Genomic DNA, 16,014 nt, shown 5'->3' with positions numbered 1-16,014 from the left:
CACAACATATGTTTATCAATTTAAGAGGTGATCTTCCGAAATTCCTAATGAAGTTAAAATAAGAGATCAACAAAAAATATGTTACAACCTTGGCGTGGTAGTAACGGAATTTATAACTCTCTTTTACACGATAAAAAGACTGGGTTTGATACATTTTTATTCGAAAGAGATGTAGATGGTAAAAAGCAAGTAGTAGTATTTAGGAGAAGGGACATAAGGTGATGCTCTTTTTGGAGAAGGTGTACTAGATCTTACTACCGATATTGATTATATATGGGGGGAAATAAGTTGAAAAGCATTGAAGTTCTAAATACATATATTGAAGGGAGTTCTGTTTCAATCCCTACGTGGTTAAAGCATCTAATTGAGGCAGAGGAGATACATCAAAATTATGAGAATGTACAAGTACTTGGTGCATTAAAAACAGATGCGGTGTTGTACTATGTACACCGTACGCTGCAAGTGTTGGATGGACTGTCTTTAGATGAAGAAGCATATCGTATTATTGAAAAGGTACTAACGTATAGTGAGCTTGCAAAGGTAGGATCTTTAAAACAGCGGGAGCAATGGAAGAAAAAAGGGATTAATCTATTGGTACATAACGAGGGTTCTGCTGATATCTTTAGTGATATTCAGTTTATTGAACGTGTAGAGACAAACTTAAACTCTACTGAGTATTTGTTTATTCAAGATTTAATTAGAACACATGGATTAATCGGGCAGTATATACGCGGGGAGGCTCGTTTGGACTCTCATGTTGATTTAATTAACACATATAAAGAAGAATACGGAGACGTTAGGTTAAAGGAGATTCTATACTATCTTAACCAATGCATTATTGAGGGCGTATCAAAAGCTTTGTGGAGTGAAGTGAAGAACGATGTGAAGATTACAATTGATGGTCTGTTTGATGGTTATATGGAGCCATTTACTTCTCGTATACATAGACTCACGCCAAAACATAAGGAGTCAGCATTTGAAAAAGATATAATTATGGGGAGCGAGAAGAGTGACGTTCAAACATTCCTATCTAATAAGGATTTGTGGTATGTAGAACCTTCTATGCATGCTCTTAGCTTTGAGGATATTTGGACAGTTTTTGTTATGTTAAAGAATGAGATAGGCACTAGAAAAGTTCAGCATATACATTTCGAGAAATTGATGCAGCAGCTACATTATGATTTCAAAGGCGAAAAAAAGGACAACGTGTATCGTAAGCGAGTTATTGAGAAGTATCTACGGGAGTACCGTGAGAACGAGAAACCGAATACAACGCATGTTTCTTTTCAGGTTAAAGTCGATGAAGATATGAAGACTGCGTATGTGTCGTTTCGGTTTTCTGCTGTAGGTGAGGCGTTAATTACCTTCTGTGTAGAGGCAGAAAAGATAGATATGATGCATGCTCGGGCAAATGTGCTGCTGTTTGATTTCTTCGGGTTACGAAAGGATGCATATGATAGATTCCATAACGAAGAAGTGTATCTGGAGCATATGAATAGCTCGGCTGATGATAAACGAATTATTCTTGATTATATAAAGGGAGATACGATTGTAGATGTCGGAGCCGGTGGTGGTGTCATGCTAGACATGATTGAAGAAGAGACCGAGGATAAACGAATCTACGGTATCGATATTTCCGAAAACGTGATTGATACGTTGAAAAAGAAGAAGCAGAACGAGGGGCGTTCTTGGAACGTCATTAAAGGGGATGCAATCAATTTAAGCAGCTCATTTGAAAAAGAATCGGTTGATACGATTGTATATTCTTCTATCCTTCATGAGCTGTTCTCTTATATCGAGTATGAAGGTAGGAAATTTAATCATGAAGTAATTAAAAAGGGGCTGCAGAGTGCTTATGAGGTGTTAAAGCCAGGAGGCCGTATTATCATTCGTGATGGCATCATGACCGAAGATAAAAGGTTAATGCGGGTGATTCGTTTTAAAGATGCAGGCGGAATGAAGTTCTTAGAGCAGTATGTCCAAGAATTTAAGGGGCGTATAATCCAGTATGAGGTACTTGCAGACAATACAGTCAAAATGCCTGTTAATGATGCAATGGAGTTCTTATATACGTATACTTGGGGTGAGGATTCCTTTGTTCATGAAGTGCAGGAGCAGTTTGGAATTTTTACGCCAAACGACTATAAGGACTTCGTAAAGGGTATCTTTGGAGATAAAGTAAATATCGTTCAAGCTATGAACTATTTGCAGGATGGATATACAAACCATCTTAGCGAGAAAATCGAGTTTACAGATGAGTCTGGGAATGCTGTTACGCTACCAGATAGTACGTTCTTTATGGTTTTAGAAAAGAGGTAATGATGTTGAAAGACTTTAAAAATATAATTTTAAGAAACTTAATTTAATAGTCTTCAGTTAAATAGCGTATTTTTAGAGTAATGAAAAATTCCTAATTTCTTAACTTTATACCGAGAAACATATCCAAGTGGGGTATTGACGATTAAAACCGGGAATATTAGAACAAATTCGCTAGCTGAAATCTATCGAAACTCCCCTGTTTTTCAAAATCTTCGTAATCCTGACAAGTATAAGGGAAAGTGTGGTGTTTGTGAGTTTCGATATGTTTGTGGGGGATCTCGTTCTAGAGCATATGCAATGACGGGGGATTATATGGAAAGTGAGCCTTTCTGCGTATACGTACCAAAAGCATTGCGAAAACAGAAAAAGAACATAAAAAAGGGCTATGAGTAAAAGCTTACTCACAGCCCTTTTTTAATGTTTTATAATGTATAGTACTTCGCATCCGTCATTAAAAATTCGCTACCTATAACTGTTGTACTGAAACAAGTTTTTTACACATGTATTCTACTAAACCGATTTTAATAAAGAATAAAAATTCGTATCATAGGGAATGTCATCTTGATACATATAATTTTTTAGAACTCCTTCTTTTTCAAAACCTAGTTTTAATAGCACTTTATTGGAAGCTTCATTTTCAAGAAATACAATTGCCCCAATCCGCTTTAAATGAATCGTATGGAAACCGTATGATATAACCTCAGAAACAGCTTCAGTCGCATATCCTTTTCCCCAGTGTTCAGGCAAAAAGGCATAACTTATATTGGCTCGTTTATGCTCAGAAGACCAATCGTGAAAACCAATGGTACCGATGAGTTCTTTCTTGTCTTTTAATTCGATTCCCCATTTTATACCGTTTCTTGCATTGTAACTCAACTTAAAATTATGAATGATTTGTTTCACTTGATCAACATCTTGTAACGGTTTTTGGCCATAATAGCGCAGTACATTAGTATTAGAAAAGCATTGTAGTATACGCGGTGCATCTTCTTCGGTAAGTTCTCTTAAAATAAGTCTTTCAGTTTTTAATAAAGGAAACATATTTTCGCTCCTTTTCACATGAAAATAGAATGTATTTGTTATTATATAATTTAATCTGAAAATAAAGATTATTCAAGGTGTAAGGGTAGATTTGATTTATGATAAACTTAGATGTGGAATATATTTCAAAAAAGAGGTTTGGAAATGGAAAAAAATTCGATATTAATTGTAGATGACGATAAAGATATTATTCAATTTATTAATGTGAATTTAAAACAAGAAGGTTTTAAAGTTTTTAGTGCTCATAACGGAGAAGAGGCTTTAGAAATAATAAATAATAACAGTATTCAACTTGCTATTTTGGATATTATGATGCCTCAAATGGATGGTATAGAACTTTGTAGAAGGATTAGAGAAAAACATAGTTTACCAATTATGTTTTTAAGCGCGAAATCATCGGATGTAGATAAGGTAATTGGATTTAGTACTGGGGCAGATGATTATATTGTGAAGCCGTTCAGTACAATTGAATTTATCGCAAGAGTGAAAGCTCAATTAAGAAGGTATACATATTTCAATCAAAATGCTCCCCAAGTAATGGAAAAGAAAATAAATATTAGAGGTTTAGAAATAGATGAAGTGTCGAGAACAGTAATGTTATATGGAGAAAGAATCAATCTTACGAAAACTGAATATGATATTTTTCACTTAATGGCAGCTGCAAGGAATCGTGTGTTCACAATTGAAGAAATATATGAGAGCGTTTGGAACGAAAGAGCCTATGAAAGTAATAATACAGTAATGGTTCATATTGCAAGATTGAGAAATAAAATTGAAGAGAATCCAAAAGAACCGAAGTTTATTCAAAATGTTTGGGGAGTCGGATATAAAATTGAAGATTAAATCATTACAAGGCATTAGAGCTAGGTTTTTTATCGCATTCATATGTAGCATCTTGTTAGCGACTGTAAGTATAATAGTGTTTCAAATTTTAGTTGGAAATATATATAGTCAGGTTAATGTTTTAGAGGAAAAATATTCATTTTTATATTTTATAGTTTTTTTGATTTTTACTACAACATACTTTGCATTCATGACAAAAACGCTGATGAAAAGGTTGTCTCAAATTAACAAGAACGTGAAAGAAATAAGTGAAGGTAATTTTGAAATACATATACCTATTTCGAAAAGCGATGAGATTGGTGAACTAGCGGCAAATGTTAATAGAATGGCGAAAAGCTTAAAAGAGTCTATCGAGAATGAAAAAAAATCACAGGAAATGAAAAATGAAATGATTAGTAATATTTCTCATGATTTACGAACGCCAGTAACATCTTTAATTGGTTATGCGGATCTGTTAGGAAATAAACTTCATTCGAATGGTGAAGAATGTGAACAGTATGTAAGTATATTAAAGCGAAAAAGTTATGAATTAAAAAATCAAGTAGATGATTTATTAGAATACTGTCAAATAAATTATAGAGAGATTGAATTACATAAAGATGAAGTAGATATGAAAGCATTAATTGAACAAATCATGATTGACTTTGTACCACAATTAGATGATGCTAATATGAGCTTTTATATTAAAAGTGATGAAGTGCTGCATGTAGAAGTTGATGTAGCACTTATAGTGAGACTATTTGAAAATGTAATAGGTAATAGTATTATGTATGGAAAAGATGGAAAGGAAATTGCAATTGAAATTTCCAATAAAACAATGAATGTTGAAGTAGAAATTAAAAATTTTGGACAATGCATTCCGAAAGAGGACCTTCCTTACGTTTTTGAGAAATTTTATCGTAGTGAAAAATCACGTAGTTCTCATACGGGCGGGAAAGGAATAGGACTTGCAATTTCAAAAAGTATAGCCGATCTCCATCAAGGGGATATCACTGTACGTAGTAACGATAAAGAAACAGTTTTTACTGTGAAATTACCGCAGTATAAAAAAGTAAGAAAGTCGTAAGTATTTCTTTTATATGTCGTAATTTTTACTTTGTATCATTGAGAAAAAGGATATGAGAGTAGGGACGCGACATGTGGAAGGCATTTTTATTAGTAATTATAGTTTCTTTTTTAATTATAAGTTGGATCTTAGTTTATGTAGCTAATGGTGTTACATCAGTTTTTGTTTGGTGGAGTATACAGGCTTTTAGTTTTATTTCAGTTTTCCTCTTGGTAGGATCAGTAATAATATTTTTTTGGAAAGGCATTTTTAGAAAGCGGATAGATAGAACGCTATTTTTAATCATTCTGTTTTCTATCATTGGAGCTTGGCCTGTCGGTTGGTTTGCTAATATAGGTAGAATTGCTTATCCAGCAGATATACAATCTATGAGTCCTAAAGCAGTAGTTCGTTTTCCTTTGAATGAGCGAGCATTAATAGGTTGGGGTGGTGATCGGTTAGAAATGAACTATCACGTTATAAAACCAAATGAAAGGTGGGCATATGATATTCTCATTCCACCTGCTGAAGTGAAAAGTAGTAAGTTAGAGGATTACGGAATATATGGAGCGAAAGTAATGGCACCAGCTTCTGGGACGGTTGTATCAATTAATAATAATGAACAAGATTTAGTTCCGGGATCGGATAATTTTCAGTCAATGGCTGGGAATCATATTTATTTACGACTAGATGAAACGGGCACATTTTTAATTCTTGCCCATTTAAAGAAAGGATCAATTAATGTGAGAGAAGGACAACATGTAAATGAAGGAGAATTTCTTGCTCAAGTCGGTAACTCAGGAAGTTCAAGTGAGCCGCATTTACATATTCATCATCAAAGGCAAGATCCGTCCAAGGTAAGTATGTTTTTTGCGGAAGGATTGCCACTTTACTTTCGAACTGAAAATGGTGTCATGATGCCGGAAAGAGGGACATACACAAGTGGTAACTAGAAGAAAATCATTTCATCCAAAAAGGGTACTCCAAATTAAAATTGGAATACCCTTTTTTCATTACCCTACAAATGTTTGATACAGTAAGAAGATATTTAAAACGATAACGAGTGCTGCAATTATCCAAGCGATAAATGTTGTTATACGGTGGTTAACGAGTGCACCCATAATCTTTTTGTTACTTGTAAACATAATAAGTGGCACTAGTGCAAATGCAATACCGAATGATAAGACGACTTGGCTCATGACTAGAGCGTAAGTTGGATTTACACCTAAAGCGATAATAACTAATGGTGGAATCATTGTAATAAATCGGCGTAAGTATAACGGAATATGCATGCGAATGAAACCTTGCATAATAATATCACCCGACATTGTACCGACAGAAGAGCTAGATAGTCCTGCTGATAAGAGCCCAATTCCAAATAAAGCAGCTGATACAGGACCTACTAAGTTGGTAAATTGAGTGTAAGCAACATCTAAATCTTCAACGTGCAAGCCGTTTTTAAAGAATAGTGCAGCAGCAACAATTAACATACTTGCATTAATTGCTCCAGCAATAACCATTGCAATAATAATATCGATAAATTCGAAACGAAAAATCTTTTTCTTTTGTTCGTCAGTTGTTCCGACCACACGGCGTTGTGTTAATGCAGAATGCAAGTATATTGCATGCGGCATAACTGTCGCACCTAAAATCCCTGCTGCAAGTAATATACTGTCTACACCTTGGAATTTTGGAATAAATAGTCCTGAAAGAAGGGGACTTAATTCTGGTTTTGCATAAAAAACTTGAATCCCAAAAGCAATTACTACAATGAAAATCATTCCTGTAATAATAGCTTCTAGTGGACGAAATCCTCTACGTTGAAATTCAAGGATAATAAATGATCCGGCTGCTGTAATTAAAGCGGCAGGTAGCATCGGGATTCCAAATAGTAAGTAAAGCCCCAATGCAGCTCCAATAAATTCCGCTAAATCTGTAGCCATAATAACTAGTTCACCTTGTATCCATAAACCGATAGACACAGGCTTTGGAAAGTTTTCACGAGCTATTTCGGGTAAATTGTTTCCTGTAGCAATTCCTAATTTAGCTGATAAAGTTTGGATTAATACAGCCATTAAGTTAGAGGCGAGTATAACCCATAATAGTAAATATCCATATTGTGAACCAGCTGCGATATTTGTAGCAAAGTTGCCAGGATCAATATAAGCAACGGACGCTATAAAAGCGGGTCCTAAAAATGGTAACAGTCTTTTCCAGCCTTTTGTTTCTCCACTTAAAGCTAAGTGAGCTGATTGTACGGTTGTACTTTCAGAAGGGAGATGTTCATCTTTTGTTATATCTTTATTCATAGTAGTTTTCCCCTTTAAAATGTTAACTTGATGAAATTATTGTATTTATTCTTACTCATTATTTCAATACATTTAGATATGTTATATGATAATTTCATTTGAACACGAAAGTTTCCTTAATGCAAATTATATGCCTTTATGCAATGGATGGTGTGATAACGTAAAATAAATTGGGAGTTTATGGTGTGATGACGTGGGGAAACATAATAAATTAAAGGGTCAATTTTGAAATTTATGTGAACATAAAGCCGATAATCCAGCATATTAATTGATGGAATTGCATTTGTATGATATATAATATATTGGGATTACAACATAACCATAGTGTTTTGATGTGTAATCTTGTTTTTTATTTTTGTTAACTGATAGAAAATAGTATAAAGAAAAGAAAATGGGATTCATTTTCTTATTATATATGTTTTGATATGAACGTTAACTTATACATGATTTTAAAAATTAGATAGGTGGTAGAATTACATTGGCAACTACAAAACCATACAGAGTATTACTATATTACATGTACACAACAATTGAAAACCCAGAAGAATTCGCGGCAGAGCATTTAGAATTTTGTAATTCACTTGAATTAAAAGGAAGAATTCTTGTAGCGAAAGAAGGTATTAACGGAACTTGTTCTGGAACTGTAGAACAAACAGAGAAATACATGGAAGCAATGAACAATGATCCACGTTTTGACGGTATCGTATTTAAAATAGATGAAGCTGATGGTCATGCATTCAAGAAAATGCACGTGCGTCCTCGTCCAGAGTTAGTTACACTTCGTCTAGAAGATGACATTAACCCACACGAAATAACTGGGAAGTATTTAGAGCCAAAAGATTTTTATGAAGCAATGAAACAAGAAGATACAGTTATCATTGATGCACGAAATGATTATGAGTTTGATTTAGGTCACTTCAAAGGTGCGATTAAACCTGATATCGAATCATTCCGTGAATTACCAGATTGGATTCGTGAAAATAAAGAAGTACTTGAAGGTAAAAAGATTTTAACTTATTGTACAGGCGGAATTCGTTGTGAGAAGTTTTCTGGTTGGTTAGTTCGTGAAGGCTATGAAGATGTAAGTCAGCTTCACGGAGGAATTGTAACGTACGGAAAAGACCCAGAGGTACAAGGTGAGCTTTGGGATGGACAATGTTACGTGTTCGATGAGCGTATTGCTGTACCAGTAAACCAAAAAGAACATGTTATCGTTGGTAAAGACCACTTTACAGGTGAACCTTGTGAGCGCTATGTAAACTGTTCAAATCCAGAATGTAATAAGAAAATTTTATGTTCTGAAGAAAACGAAGCGAAATATTTACGTGCATGTTCTCATGAATGTCGTGTAAGTCCACGTAACCGCTACGTAATACAACATGAATTAACGGAAGAGCAAGTAGCTGCTGCATTAGAGCAAATCGAAGCAGGGAAGTAAACTGAATTCGTATAATAAAAGGGGTACTCCAAGTTTTATTTTGGAGCACCCTTTTTTTATTATCCGGTCCTGTCATTTGTCGGTAAGTCGATATATTAAAAAAATCGCTGATATATTTCGAGTTGCGCCGATATAATCGGAAAATCGCTCATAAAAATTTCACTTAATGCAGCGCGCCAAGAATTTGAAAATAACCTTTTTTAATTTTTATCTTCTTTCTCTTTAACGGCAGAAAGTACAGTTTGTTTTACCCAAGCTTTTCTTCGTTTATGCTGTAGACCCCATTGGTATAAACTTTGGGCTCCTAAAATAAGTGAAATGACAATGCCGCTAATCGCAATTAATAGAGCGAAAAATTCAAGAGGTGACGATATTTTGTTTGAATCGGTGTTTCTTAAAAGGTCAATCATAGTAAACCCTAACATTTGGCCCACTACAGAGTAGAGCGTTAAAATTAATAATAAGAGGCTATCTTTTTTAGAGGCGACATTTTCTTGATATTTAAACAAACTATCAAGATTTTGTTTCGCGTTCGAGTATAGAACCTCAATATTAAAAAGTTTTCTTAAACGAAAGAAAATATCTTCACTTTGTGATTGGGATACTAATTCTAAAGAAAAATAATTAGCAGTGAACGAATTGATCGAATAAATTAATTTCTCTATTTCATTAGTATCTTGTTCAATGTTTAGCTCAGCATAGGCGTTAGCCATTTTTAATAAAACAATTTTATGGAATAGGTTTAATAATAAAGCGTAATAAAATTCTCCGTACATTTGACTAGCAAGTTTAGCGATTTTACGTTCTCCTTCATTTGTTACACATGTAAAAATATGTTCTTCCATTATGAAATAACGATTTGGAGCCCATCTCTGGTAAGCGTGTTTTTTTAAATAGTCATGAATGTAAGGAAGGTTATTTGCGCTCACATATGGCTTACCATCACTTGTTAATCCGGAAAGACTAGAAGTACGATAAACATCCACTTCATTAAGCTCCATACCTTCTTTTAGTGACAATAAAGTTTGGACGTACATTCTTTGGTCTTCGAAGAAAGGGAAGGTTTGAAAGTATGAACTTCTTAATCTCTTCTTTTCAAAGAAATCAGTTACACCATAAAATAAATAACCAAAAATGAATTTTTCAACTTGGGAATACTTTTTTCCGTTACATTCAATACAAATAGTCTCATTTGTATCATTTTTAGTTTCAAGTACACGGAAGCGAGCAGCGAATTCGATTGCTTCAGATAAAGTCATGTTTGGAGCAGTGTTTACTTCTGTTCGAATTGTTAAGAAGCCAAGTTCATAAGGACAAAGAGTGACATCAATAGAGTGTATCTTGAATGGAATTGAAATAAGGTTTGTTGTTAAATGTCCAGTTAAGTTAAGGTCCTTTGAATAACGTTGCAAGCCCTTTTGATGCTCTGAGTGAGGAAAGAGAATTTTATTTGTAAATGAAAGATAGTATGCTTCCATATTTTGATGTGAAACTTTAAACTCCCCATAATATGTATTTTCATCATCGAGATGATCGAGCCGAAAAGGACGAAAATCGTTTTTTTGTAAGAAAGGGAACATCTCTTGTTCATATCCAGCTTTAAACGAAAACGGGAATATAAATTGAAATATAGCTGTTGCTACACCTTTTTCCTCAATTGATTGTATTGCCTCCATCTACATTGTGTCCTTTCCATATATGCTATAGAAACAACATGCCCAAATTTATTTGAAAATAACCACTCTTTTATACTCAATTGAGAGTGAAAATTCAGCTTATTTAGCAGGGAACATGTATAATGTTATGTATACTAAAAGTTATAAAATTGTATTTTGAAAAGGGGGATGCTGTATGCGGATTTTAGTATTAGGCGCTGGTGGAGTCGGAGGATTTTTTGGTGGCAGATTAGTCGAGAAGGGAGAAGATGTCACGTTTCTTGTTCGTAGTAAACGGAAAAAACAATTAGAGGAAAGAGGACTTGTAATCCGAAGTGTTAACGGGGATTTTTCCTTCCGACCGAAATTAATAACGAAAGAAGAGCGAACTTCTCCATTTGATGTTATTTTATTTTCAACAAAAGCGTATCACTTAAACGAGGCAATTCAAGATTTGAAGCCGTTTGTTGGCGAAAATACTGTAATCATTCCATTGTTAAATGGTATCGCTCATTTATCGCTATTACAAAAAGAATTCGGCGAAGAAAAAGTAATTGGCGGTTTATGCTTTATCGAGACGACGTTAAACGATCAAGGAGAAATTGTACAAACTAGCGCTGCCAACAGACTTGTGTTTGGAGAAATTAAGTCTCAAAATTCAGAGAGAGTAAAGCATATTTCTAAAGCATTTTCAGGTACGAAATCTAGTTTTGTTTTAAGTGAAAATATTACGCAAGATATGTGGCATAAATATTTATTTATTACTGTAATGTCAGGTGTGACAACGTTAATGCGTGCACCAATTGGACCAATCCGTGAAAGTGAAGGCGGCCGTGATTTTATCCGTAATGTGTTTGAGGAATCTGTACAAATCATGAGAGTATTAGGAGCTCCAGTAAAGGCTAATATTGCCCAGGAACATATGAAAACGATTGATAAAATTTCGTATGATATGAAGTCATCAATGCAACGTGATATGGAAAAGGGTTCGTTTATTGAAGGGAAGCACTTGCAAGGATATTTACTGGATGTAGCAGAGAAATTTTCTATAGCGGCACCATTATTAGAATCTATATATCAAAATTTAAAGGTGTATGAAGAGATGACCTTTAACAAATCTGTAATAGAATTAGATGTATGAAAAAATAAAAAAGATAGCAATATATAAGTGTATTGCTATCTTTTTTATTTTTTTGTATGACAAATTATTTATTTCTTTTCGTTCTATCTGTCAAATTTATTTCCTGTTCACGTTTACCATATAACTGATTAATTTCATTTGCTACTGCATCTAAATATGAATCGGAAAAAATAGGCTTCTTTTCTTTAGACATATGGGTCTCCTTTGCGGATTTTTAATATTCATTATGTATATTTCTCAGCGGATTATGCGCAATCATTTTAATTTTTTTCTTATTAAAAATTTTTGTTTACTTTTTGAAAATAAAGGAGTATTATAATCCACAGTTTCAATTTTCTAAATCGCTGAAACCGCATGGTACGGGGGACCCGTTTTTACGGATTAGTACATAATCCGATGGGGTGAATCCTTGAAAAAGGTAGGGCTACTCATAGGCCCGAATCCGACAGCTAACCTCGTAAGCGTTATATTGAGAAGGAAGGTGGAGCTTGTGCGACAAAAAAAATAATGTCTACAAGTCTATTTCGCTATGGCTTGTAGACATTTTTTGTTTTCTGAAGAAATCGTTTACTGGCTGTAACAAGCAGAAAAGTTCGTACAAAATTATTGGAGAGTGGACAGCATTGGTTTCATCTATTAAAAGATTTTTAATTGGAAGACCGTTAAAATCAACAGAGCTTGGAGAACAAAAGCTTAATAAAACGAAAGCTTTAGCTATTTTATCTTCTGACGCATTGTCATCAGTTGCTTACGGTCCAGAACAAATTTTAATTGCTTTAGCAGGTGTGGGAGCGATCGCTTATTGGTATTCCATTCCGATCGCTGTTGGGGTATTAGTATTATTGACAGCCCTTATTTTATCTTATCGTCAAATTATTTTTGCTTATCCGCATGGCGGGGGAGCGTATGTTGTATCAAAAGAAAATTTAGGGATGAATCCAGGCTTAATTGCTGGAGGATCTTTATTAGTCGACTATATTTTAACTGTTGCGGTAAGTGTATCTGCAGGTACAGATGCGCTAACATCTGCTTTTCCTAGTTTACATGCACATAATGTAATCATTGCGATTATATTTGTTATATTTATTACGATCTTAAATTTAAGAGGAGTAACGGAATCGGCTTCCGTTTTAGCATATCCTGTTTATTTATTTGTTTTAGCCCTATTTATATTAATTGGTGTAGGCATATATAATATTTTGACTGGTCACGTTTCACCAACTTTACACACGCCGATCGGAACGCCGGTTGCGGGTATTAGTTTGTTTTTACTGTTAAGAGCATTTGCATCAGGTAGTTCTGCTTTAACAGGTGTTGAAGCAATTTCAAACGCAATTCCGAACTTTAAAGATCCTGCGCCAAACAATGCTGCAAAAACATTGCTTGCAATGGGTGCATTACTTGCTGTGTTATTTTCAGGAATTGTGTTTTTAGCCTATTATTACGGAGTGACTCCGAGTAAAGAAGTAACAGTTGTTTCTCAAATTGCTGAACAAACATTTGGACGTAATTTCATGTACTATTTCATACAAGGTACAACAGCTTTAATATTAATTCTTGCTGCTAATACAGGTTATTCTGCATTTCCTTTATTAGCGGTTAACCTTGCAAAAGATAAATTCATACCGAGAATGTTTACGATTAGAGGAGACCGTCTAGGTTACTCAAACGGTATTATTATACTTGGAGTTGCTTCGATTATTTTAATTGTAGCTTTCCAAGGACAAACAGAACATTTAATTCCACTATATGCAGTAGGGGTATTTATTCCATTTACACTTTCTCAAACAGGAATGGTATTAAAATGGCTTCGCGAAAAGCCTGAAGGATGGGCTTTAAGATTAACGGTTAATTTAATTGGTGCAGTTATTAGTTTTATCGTAATGAGCATGTTCTTTTTAACTAAATTTGCACAAGTTTGGTCGATTCTTATTTTCTTACCAGTTATTATCTTCTTGTTTCATCGAATTAAGAAGCATTATGATGCAGTGGGTGATCAATTAAGTTTAAAAACTTGTGAACCTCTTATTCCAATTGAGGGGAATGTAATTGTCGTTCCTGTAGCAGGTATGACGCATGTAGTAGAAAATTCATTGAACTATGCGAAATCTCTTTCTGCAGATCAAGTTATCGCTGTATATGTTGCTTTTGACAGAGAAGAGGAAAAGAAATTTGAAGAGAAATGGAAGGTGTGGCAACCTGAAGTAAGGCTTGTTACATTACATTCTCATTATAGAAGTATTATTCAGCCGCTAACGAAGTTCATTGATACAGTGCAATATAAGGCAAGTGAATCGAATTACCGCGTTACGGTCGTTATACCACAGTTCATTCCGAAAAAAGGTTGGCATAACATTCTTCATAATCAATCCAGTTTACTCATACGTGCGTATTTACTTTATAAAAGAAATGTTGTTATTACGACAGTTCCATATCATTTGAAAAAATAAGAAGATTTTTGAAGGATAGCTTCGTGAAAATGAAGCTATCCTTTTTGTGTATATGCTATGCATAATTGCATATGAGTTTAAAAATTATATTGATATAATTTTATCGGTTATTTGCAAGTAGTGTTTTCTGTTGTGATATGTAGATATTTCAATCAATAAAGTGAATCGGATTATATTTTGAAATAAGGACATGAAAGCTTGAAAATAAAGGGAATGAAAATACTTCTTTACGTTATATAAACAGCTGTGTTTAAATGACCTTACAGTACAAAACATATATGAAAACAAAACGAAATTTCATATTTACGCATGTTGTTTAGTTTGAAATGAATAATATTTTTACGTAATATATTCACTATGTGAATGTGGGAATTTCTATAAAATAGAAAATTTATACAATATTATTCATACTAAACACATATGAAAAATAATAAAATGTTTTGTGACGATAAGTAAGTACTGTAGCAATACGAGAGAGGTGGTTCATACATGGATCACGGTGAGAACGTTCTCTATTTTAATCATCTCAAATTATGGGCAAGAAAATAGAATAATAAAATGCGATAGTAATAGTTGCTAATACATAGGAGGAGTTAAAGTGAAAAAGACTTTAATTACAGGGTTATTGGTTACAGCAGTATCTACGAGTTGCTTCATTCCTGTAAGCGCTTACGCTAAGGAGGGGCAAACAGAAGTGAAAACAGTATATGCGCAAAATGTAATTGCTCCAAATACATTATCCAATTCAATTAGAATGTTAGGATCACAATCACCGCTTATTCAAGCATACGGATTAATTATCTTGCAACAGCCAGACATTAAGGTAAATGCGATGAGTAGCTTAACGAATCATCAAAAGTTTGCAAAGGCGAATGTACGAGAATGGATTGATGAATATAATCCGAAGCTAATTGACTTAAATCAAGAAATGATGAGATACAGCACTAGATTTAATAGCTATTATAGTAAGCTCTATGAACTAGCAGGAAACGTAAATGAAGATCAGCAAGCAAAAGCAGATTTTATGAGTGCATATGGAAAATTACAATTGCAAGTACAAAGCATCCAAGAGAGTATGGAGCAAGATTTATTAGAGTTAAATCGATTTAAAACAGTATTAGACAAAGATAGTAACAACTTATCAATTAAAGCCGATGAAGCAATAAAAACACTGCAAGGATCAAGTGGAGATATTGTGAAATTAAGAGAAGATATTAAAAGAATTCAAGGGGAAATTCAAGCTGAACTAACTACTATTTTGAATAGACCTCAAGAAATCATTAAAGGTTCTATTAATATCGGTAAACAAGTATTTACAATCACAAATCAAACTGCACAAACGAAAACAATCGATTTTGTTTCTATCGGTACTTTAAGTAATGAAATTGTAAATGCTGCAGATAGTCAAACGAGAGAAGCAGCTCTTCGCATTCAACAAAAGCAAAAAGAGTTATTACCACTTATTCAAAAGTTATCACAAACTGAAGCAGAGGCGACTCAAATTACATTCGTTGAAGATCAAGTAAATAGCTTTACAGAATTAATTGATCGTCAAATTACAACTTTAGAAACGTTATTAACGGATTGGAAAGTTTTAAATAATAATATGATTCAAATTCAAACAAATGTTGAAGAAGGTACGTATACAGACAGTAGTTTACTTCAAAAACATTTCAATCAAATTAAAAAAGTAAGTGATGAAATGAATAAGCAAACAAATCAATTTGAAGATTACGTTACAAACGTTGAAGTACATTAAACAGAAAAATAATT

Annotated in this window: 12 protein-coding genes, 1 pseudogene and 1 riboswitch; of the genes and pseudogenes, 9 read left to right on the top strand and 4 right to left on the bottom strand. The window is 33.8% G+C overall.

The genetic code is table 11. From position 1 onward, the window contains the following. Window positions 1–273 precede the first annotated feature (273 nt). Together BLT20_RS13585 and BLT20_RS13580 are read left to right on the top strand one after the other, a co-directional pair. On the top strand, window positions 274–2,319 hold the full coding sequence (locus BLT20_RS13585) for a class I SAM-dependent methyltransferase (protein ID WP_002025623.1): 2,046 nt from the start codon (window positions 274–276) through the stop codon (window positions 2,317–2,319). Between the two features lie 117 nt (window positions 2,320–2,436). Continuing rightward, window positions 2,437–2,712: pseudogene (locus BLT20_RS13580) on the top strand (SPASM domain-containing protein); the annotation flags it as partial. Between the two features lie 117 nt (window positions 2,713–2,829). Here the strand turns inward: BLT20_RS13580 and BLT20_RS13575 are convergent. Beyond that, entirely contained in the window at window positions 2,830–3,360 is a 531-nt protein-coding gene (locus tag BLT20_RS13575) for a GNAT family N-acetyltransferase (protein ID WP_000484221.1), read from the bottom strand. A gap of 144 nt (window positions 3,361–3,504) precedes the next feature. On the opposite strand from BLT20_RS13575, the gene BLT20_RS13570 reads away from it, so the two are divergent. The 3 genes from BLT20_RS13570 to BLT20_RS13560 all read left to right on the top strand — a co-directional run bounded on the left by BLT20_RS13570 (window position 3,505) and on the right by BLT20_RS13560 (window position 6,201). Continuing rightward, window positions 3,505–4,203, top strand: coding sequence for a response regulator transcription factor (locus BLT20_RS13570; protein WP_000414514.1), 699 nt, complete (start codon window positions 3,505–3,507; stop codon window positions 4,201–4,203). Next, window positions 4,169–5,269 carry a sensor histidine kinase gene (locus BLT20_RS13565; protein ID WP_168403621.1) on the top strand — a complete coding sequence of 367 codons (1,101 nt, stop codon included), beginning with the start codon at window positions 4,169–4,171 and terminating at the stop codon, window positions 5,267–5,269. The genes BLT20_RS13570 and BLT20_RS13565 overlap by 35 nt, the downstream gene beginning before the upstream one ends. Before the next feature lie 71 nt (window positions 5,270–5,340). After that, window positions 5,341–6,201, top strand: a complete 861-nt coding sequence (locus tag BLT20_RS13560; protein WP_000265298.1) for a M23 family metallopeptidase — start codon at window positions 5,341–5,343, stop codon at window positions 6,199–6,201. A gap of 60 nt (window positions 6,202–6,261) precedes the next feature. Here BLT20_RS13560 and BLT20_RS13555 read toward each other — a convergent pair whose 3' ends face one another. Then, window positions 6,262–7,557: an Nramp family divalent metal transporter gene (locus BLT20_RS13555; protein ID WP_001030679.1), complete on the bottom strand. Its 1,296-nt coding sequence runs from the start codon at window positions 7,555–7,557 to the stop codon at window positions 6,262–6,264. Between the two features lie 478 nt (window positions 7,558–8,035). On the opposite strand from BLT20_RS13555, the gene BLT20_RS13550 reads away from it, so the two are divergent. Next, entirely contained in the window at window positions 8,036–8,995 is a 960-nt protein-coding gene (locus BLT20_RS13550) for an oxygen-dependent tRNA uridine(34) hydroxylase TrhO (protein ID WP_000246231.1), read from the top strand. A gap of 200 nt (window positions 8,996–9,195) precedes the next feature. Here BLT20_RS13550 and BLT20_RS13540 read toward each other — a convergent pair whose 3' ends face one another. Then, on the bottom strand, window positions 9,196–10,671 hold the full coding sequence (locus tag BLT20_RS13540; protein ID WP_000387436.1) for a hypothetical protein: 1,476 nt from the start codon (window positions 10,669–10,671) through the stop codon (window positions 9,196–9,198). 175 nt (window positions 10,672–10,846) lie between these two features. Between BLT20_RS13540 and panE the strand changes: the two genes are divergently transcribed. Next, window positions 10,847–11,791, top strand: a complete 945-nt coding sequence (gene panE, locus BLT20_RS13535) for a 2-dehydropantoate 2-reductase (protein WP_001221912.1) — start codon at window positions 10,847–10,849, stop codon at window positions 11,789–11,791. 64 nt (window positions 11,792–11,855) lie between these two features. Here the strand turns inward: panE and BLT20_RS31055 are convergent, their stop codons facing one another. Further along, the gene (locus tag BLT20_RS31055; RefSeq protein ID WP_000031873.1) at window positions 11,856–11,984 is read right to left on the bottom strand and encodes a hypothetical protein; all 129 of its coding nucleotides are present in this window, start codon (window positions 11,982–11,984) and stop codon (window positions 11,856–11,858) included. A gap of 139 nt (window positions 11,985–12,123) precedes the next feature. Continuing rightward, window positions 12,124–12,270, top strand: a riboswitch (cyclic di-AMP (ydaO/yuaA leader). 144 nt (window positions 12,271–12,414) lie between these two features. Between BLT20_RS31055 and BLT20_RS13530 the strand changes: the two genes are divergently transcribed. Both BLT20_RS13530 and nheA read left to right on the top strand, forming a co-directional pair. Further along, window positions 12,415–14,241, top strand: coding sequence for an APC family permease (locus BLT20_RS13530; RefSeq protein ID WP_000254900.1), 1,827 nt, complete (start codon window positions 12,415–12,417; stop codon window positions 14,239–14,241). 598 nt (window positions 14,242–14,839) lie between these two features. Then, on the top strand, window positions 14,840–16,000 hold the full coding sequence (gene nheA, locus BLT20_RS13520; RefSeq protein WP_000751828.1) for a non-hemolytic enterotoxin NHE subunit A: 1,161 nt from the start codon (window positions 14,840–14,842) through the stop codon (window positions 15,998–16,000). The last annotated feature ends 14 nt before the right edge of the window (window positions 16,001–16,014 follow it).

The organism is Bacillus sp. cl96 (assembly GCF_900100505.1).
In the GTDB taxonomy this organism is placed as follows: domain Bacteria; phylum Bacillota; class Bacilli; order Bacillales; family Bacillaceae_G; genus Bacillus_A; species Bacillus_A cereus.
Note: the sequence above shows the minus strand (reverse complement) of the source record. Positions and strands in the feature narration are given on the sequence as shown.

What these genes read in the sequence shown, in the direction of transcription:
- panE (WP_001221912.1), top strand. Translation starts at nt 10,847, where the DNA reads ATGCGGATTTTAGTATTAGGCGCTGGTGGAGTCGGAGGATTTTTTGGT.
- BLT20_RS13560 (WP_000265298.1), top strand. Translation starts at nt 5,341, where the DNA reads ATGTGGAAGGCATTTTTATTAGTAATTATAGTTTCTTTTTTAATTATA.
- BLT20_RS31055 (WP_000031873.1), bottom strand. Translation starts at nt 11,984, where the DNA reads ATGTCTAAAGAAAAGAAGCCTATTTTTTCCGATTCATATTTAGATGCA.
- BLT20_RS13575 (WP_000484221.1), bottom strand. Translation starts at nt 3,360, where the DNA reads ATGTTTCCTTTATTAAAAACTGAAAGACTTATTTTAAGAGAACTTACC.
- BLT20_RS13570 (WP_000414514.1), top strand. Translation starts at nt 3,505, where the DNA reads ATGGAAAAAAATTCGATATTAATTGTAGATGACGATAAAGATATTATT.
- BLT20_RS13565 (WP_168403621.1), top strand. Translation starts at nt 4,169, where the DNA reads ATGTTTGGGGAGTCGGATATAAAATTGAAGATTAAATCATTACAAGGC.
- BLT20_RS13585 (WP_002025623.1), top strand. Translation starts at nt 274, where the DNA reads ATGGGGGGAAATAAGTTGAAAAGCATTGAAGTTCTAAATACATATATT.
- BLT20_RS13540 (WP_000387436.1), bottom strand. Translation starts at nt 10,671, where the DNA reads ATGGAGGCAATACAATCAATTGAGGAAAAAGGTGTAGCAACAGCTATA.
- BLT20_RS13555 (WP_001030679.1), bottom strand. Translation starts at nt 7,557, where the DNA reads ATGAATAAAGATATAACAAAAGATGAACATCTCCCTTCTGAAAGTACA.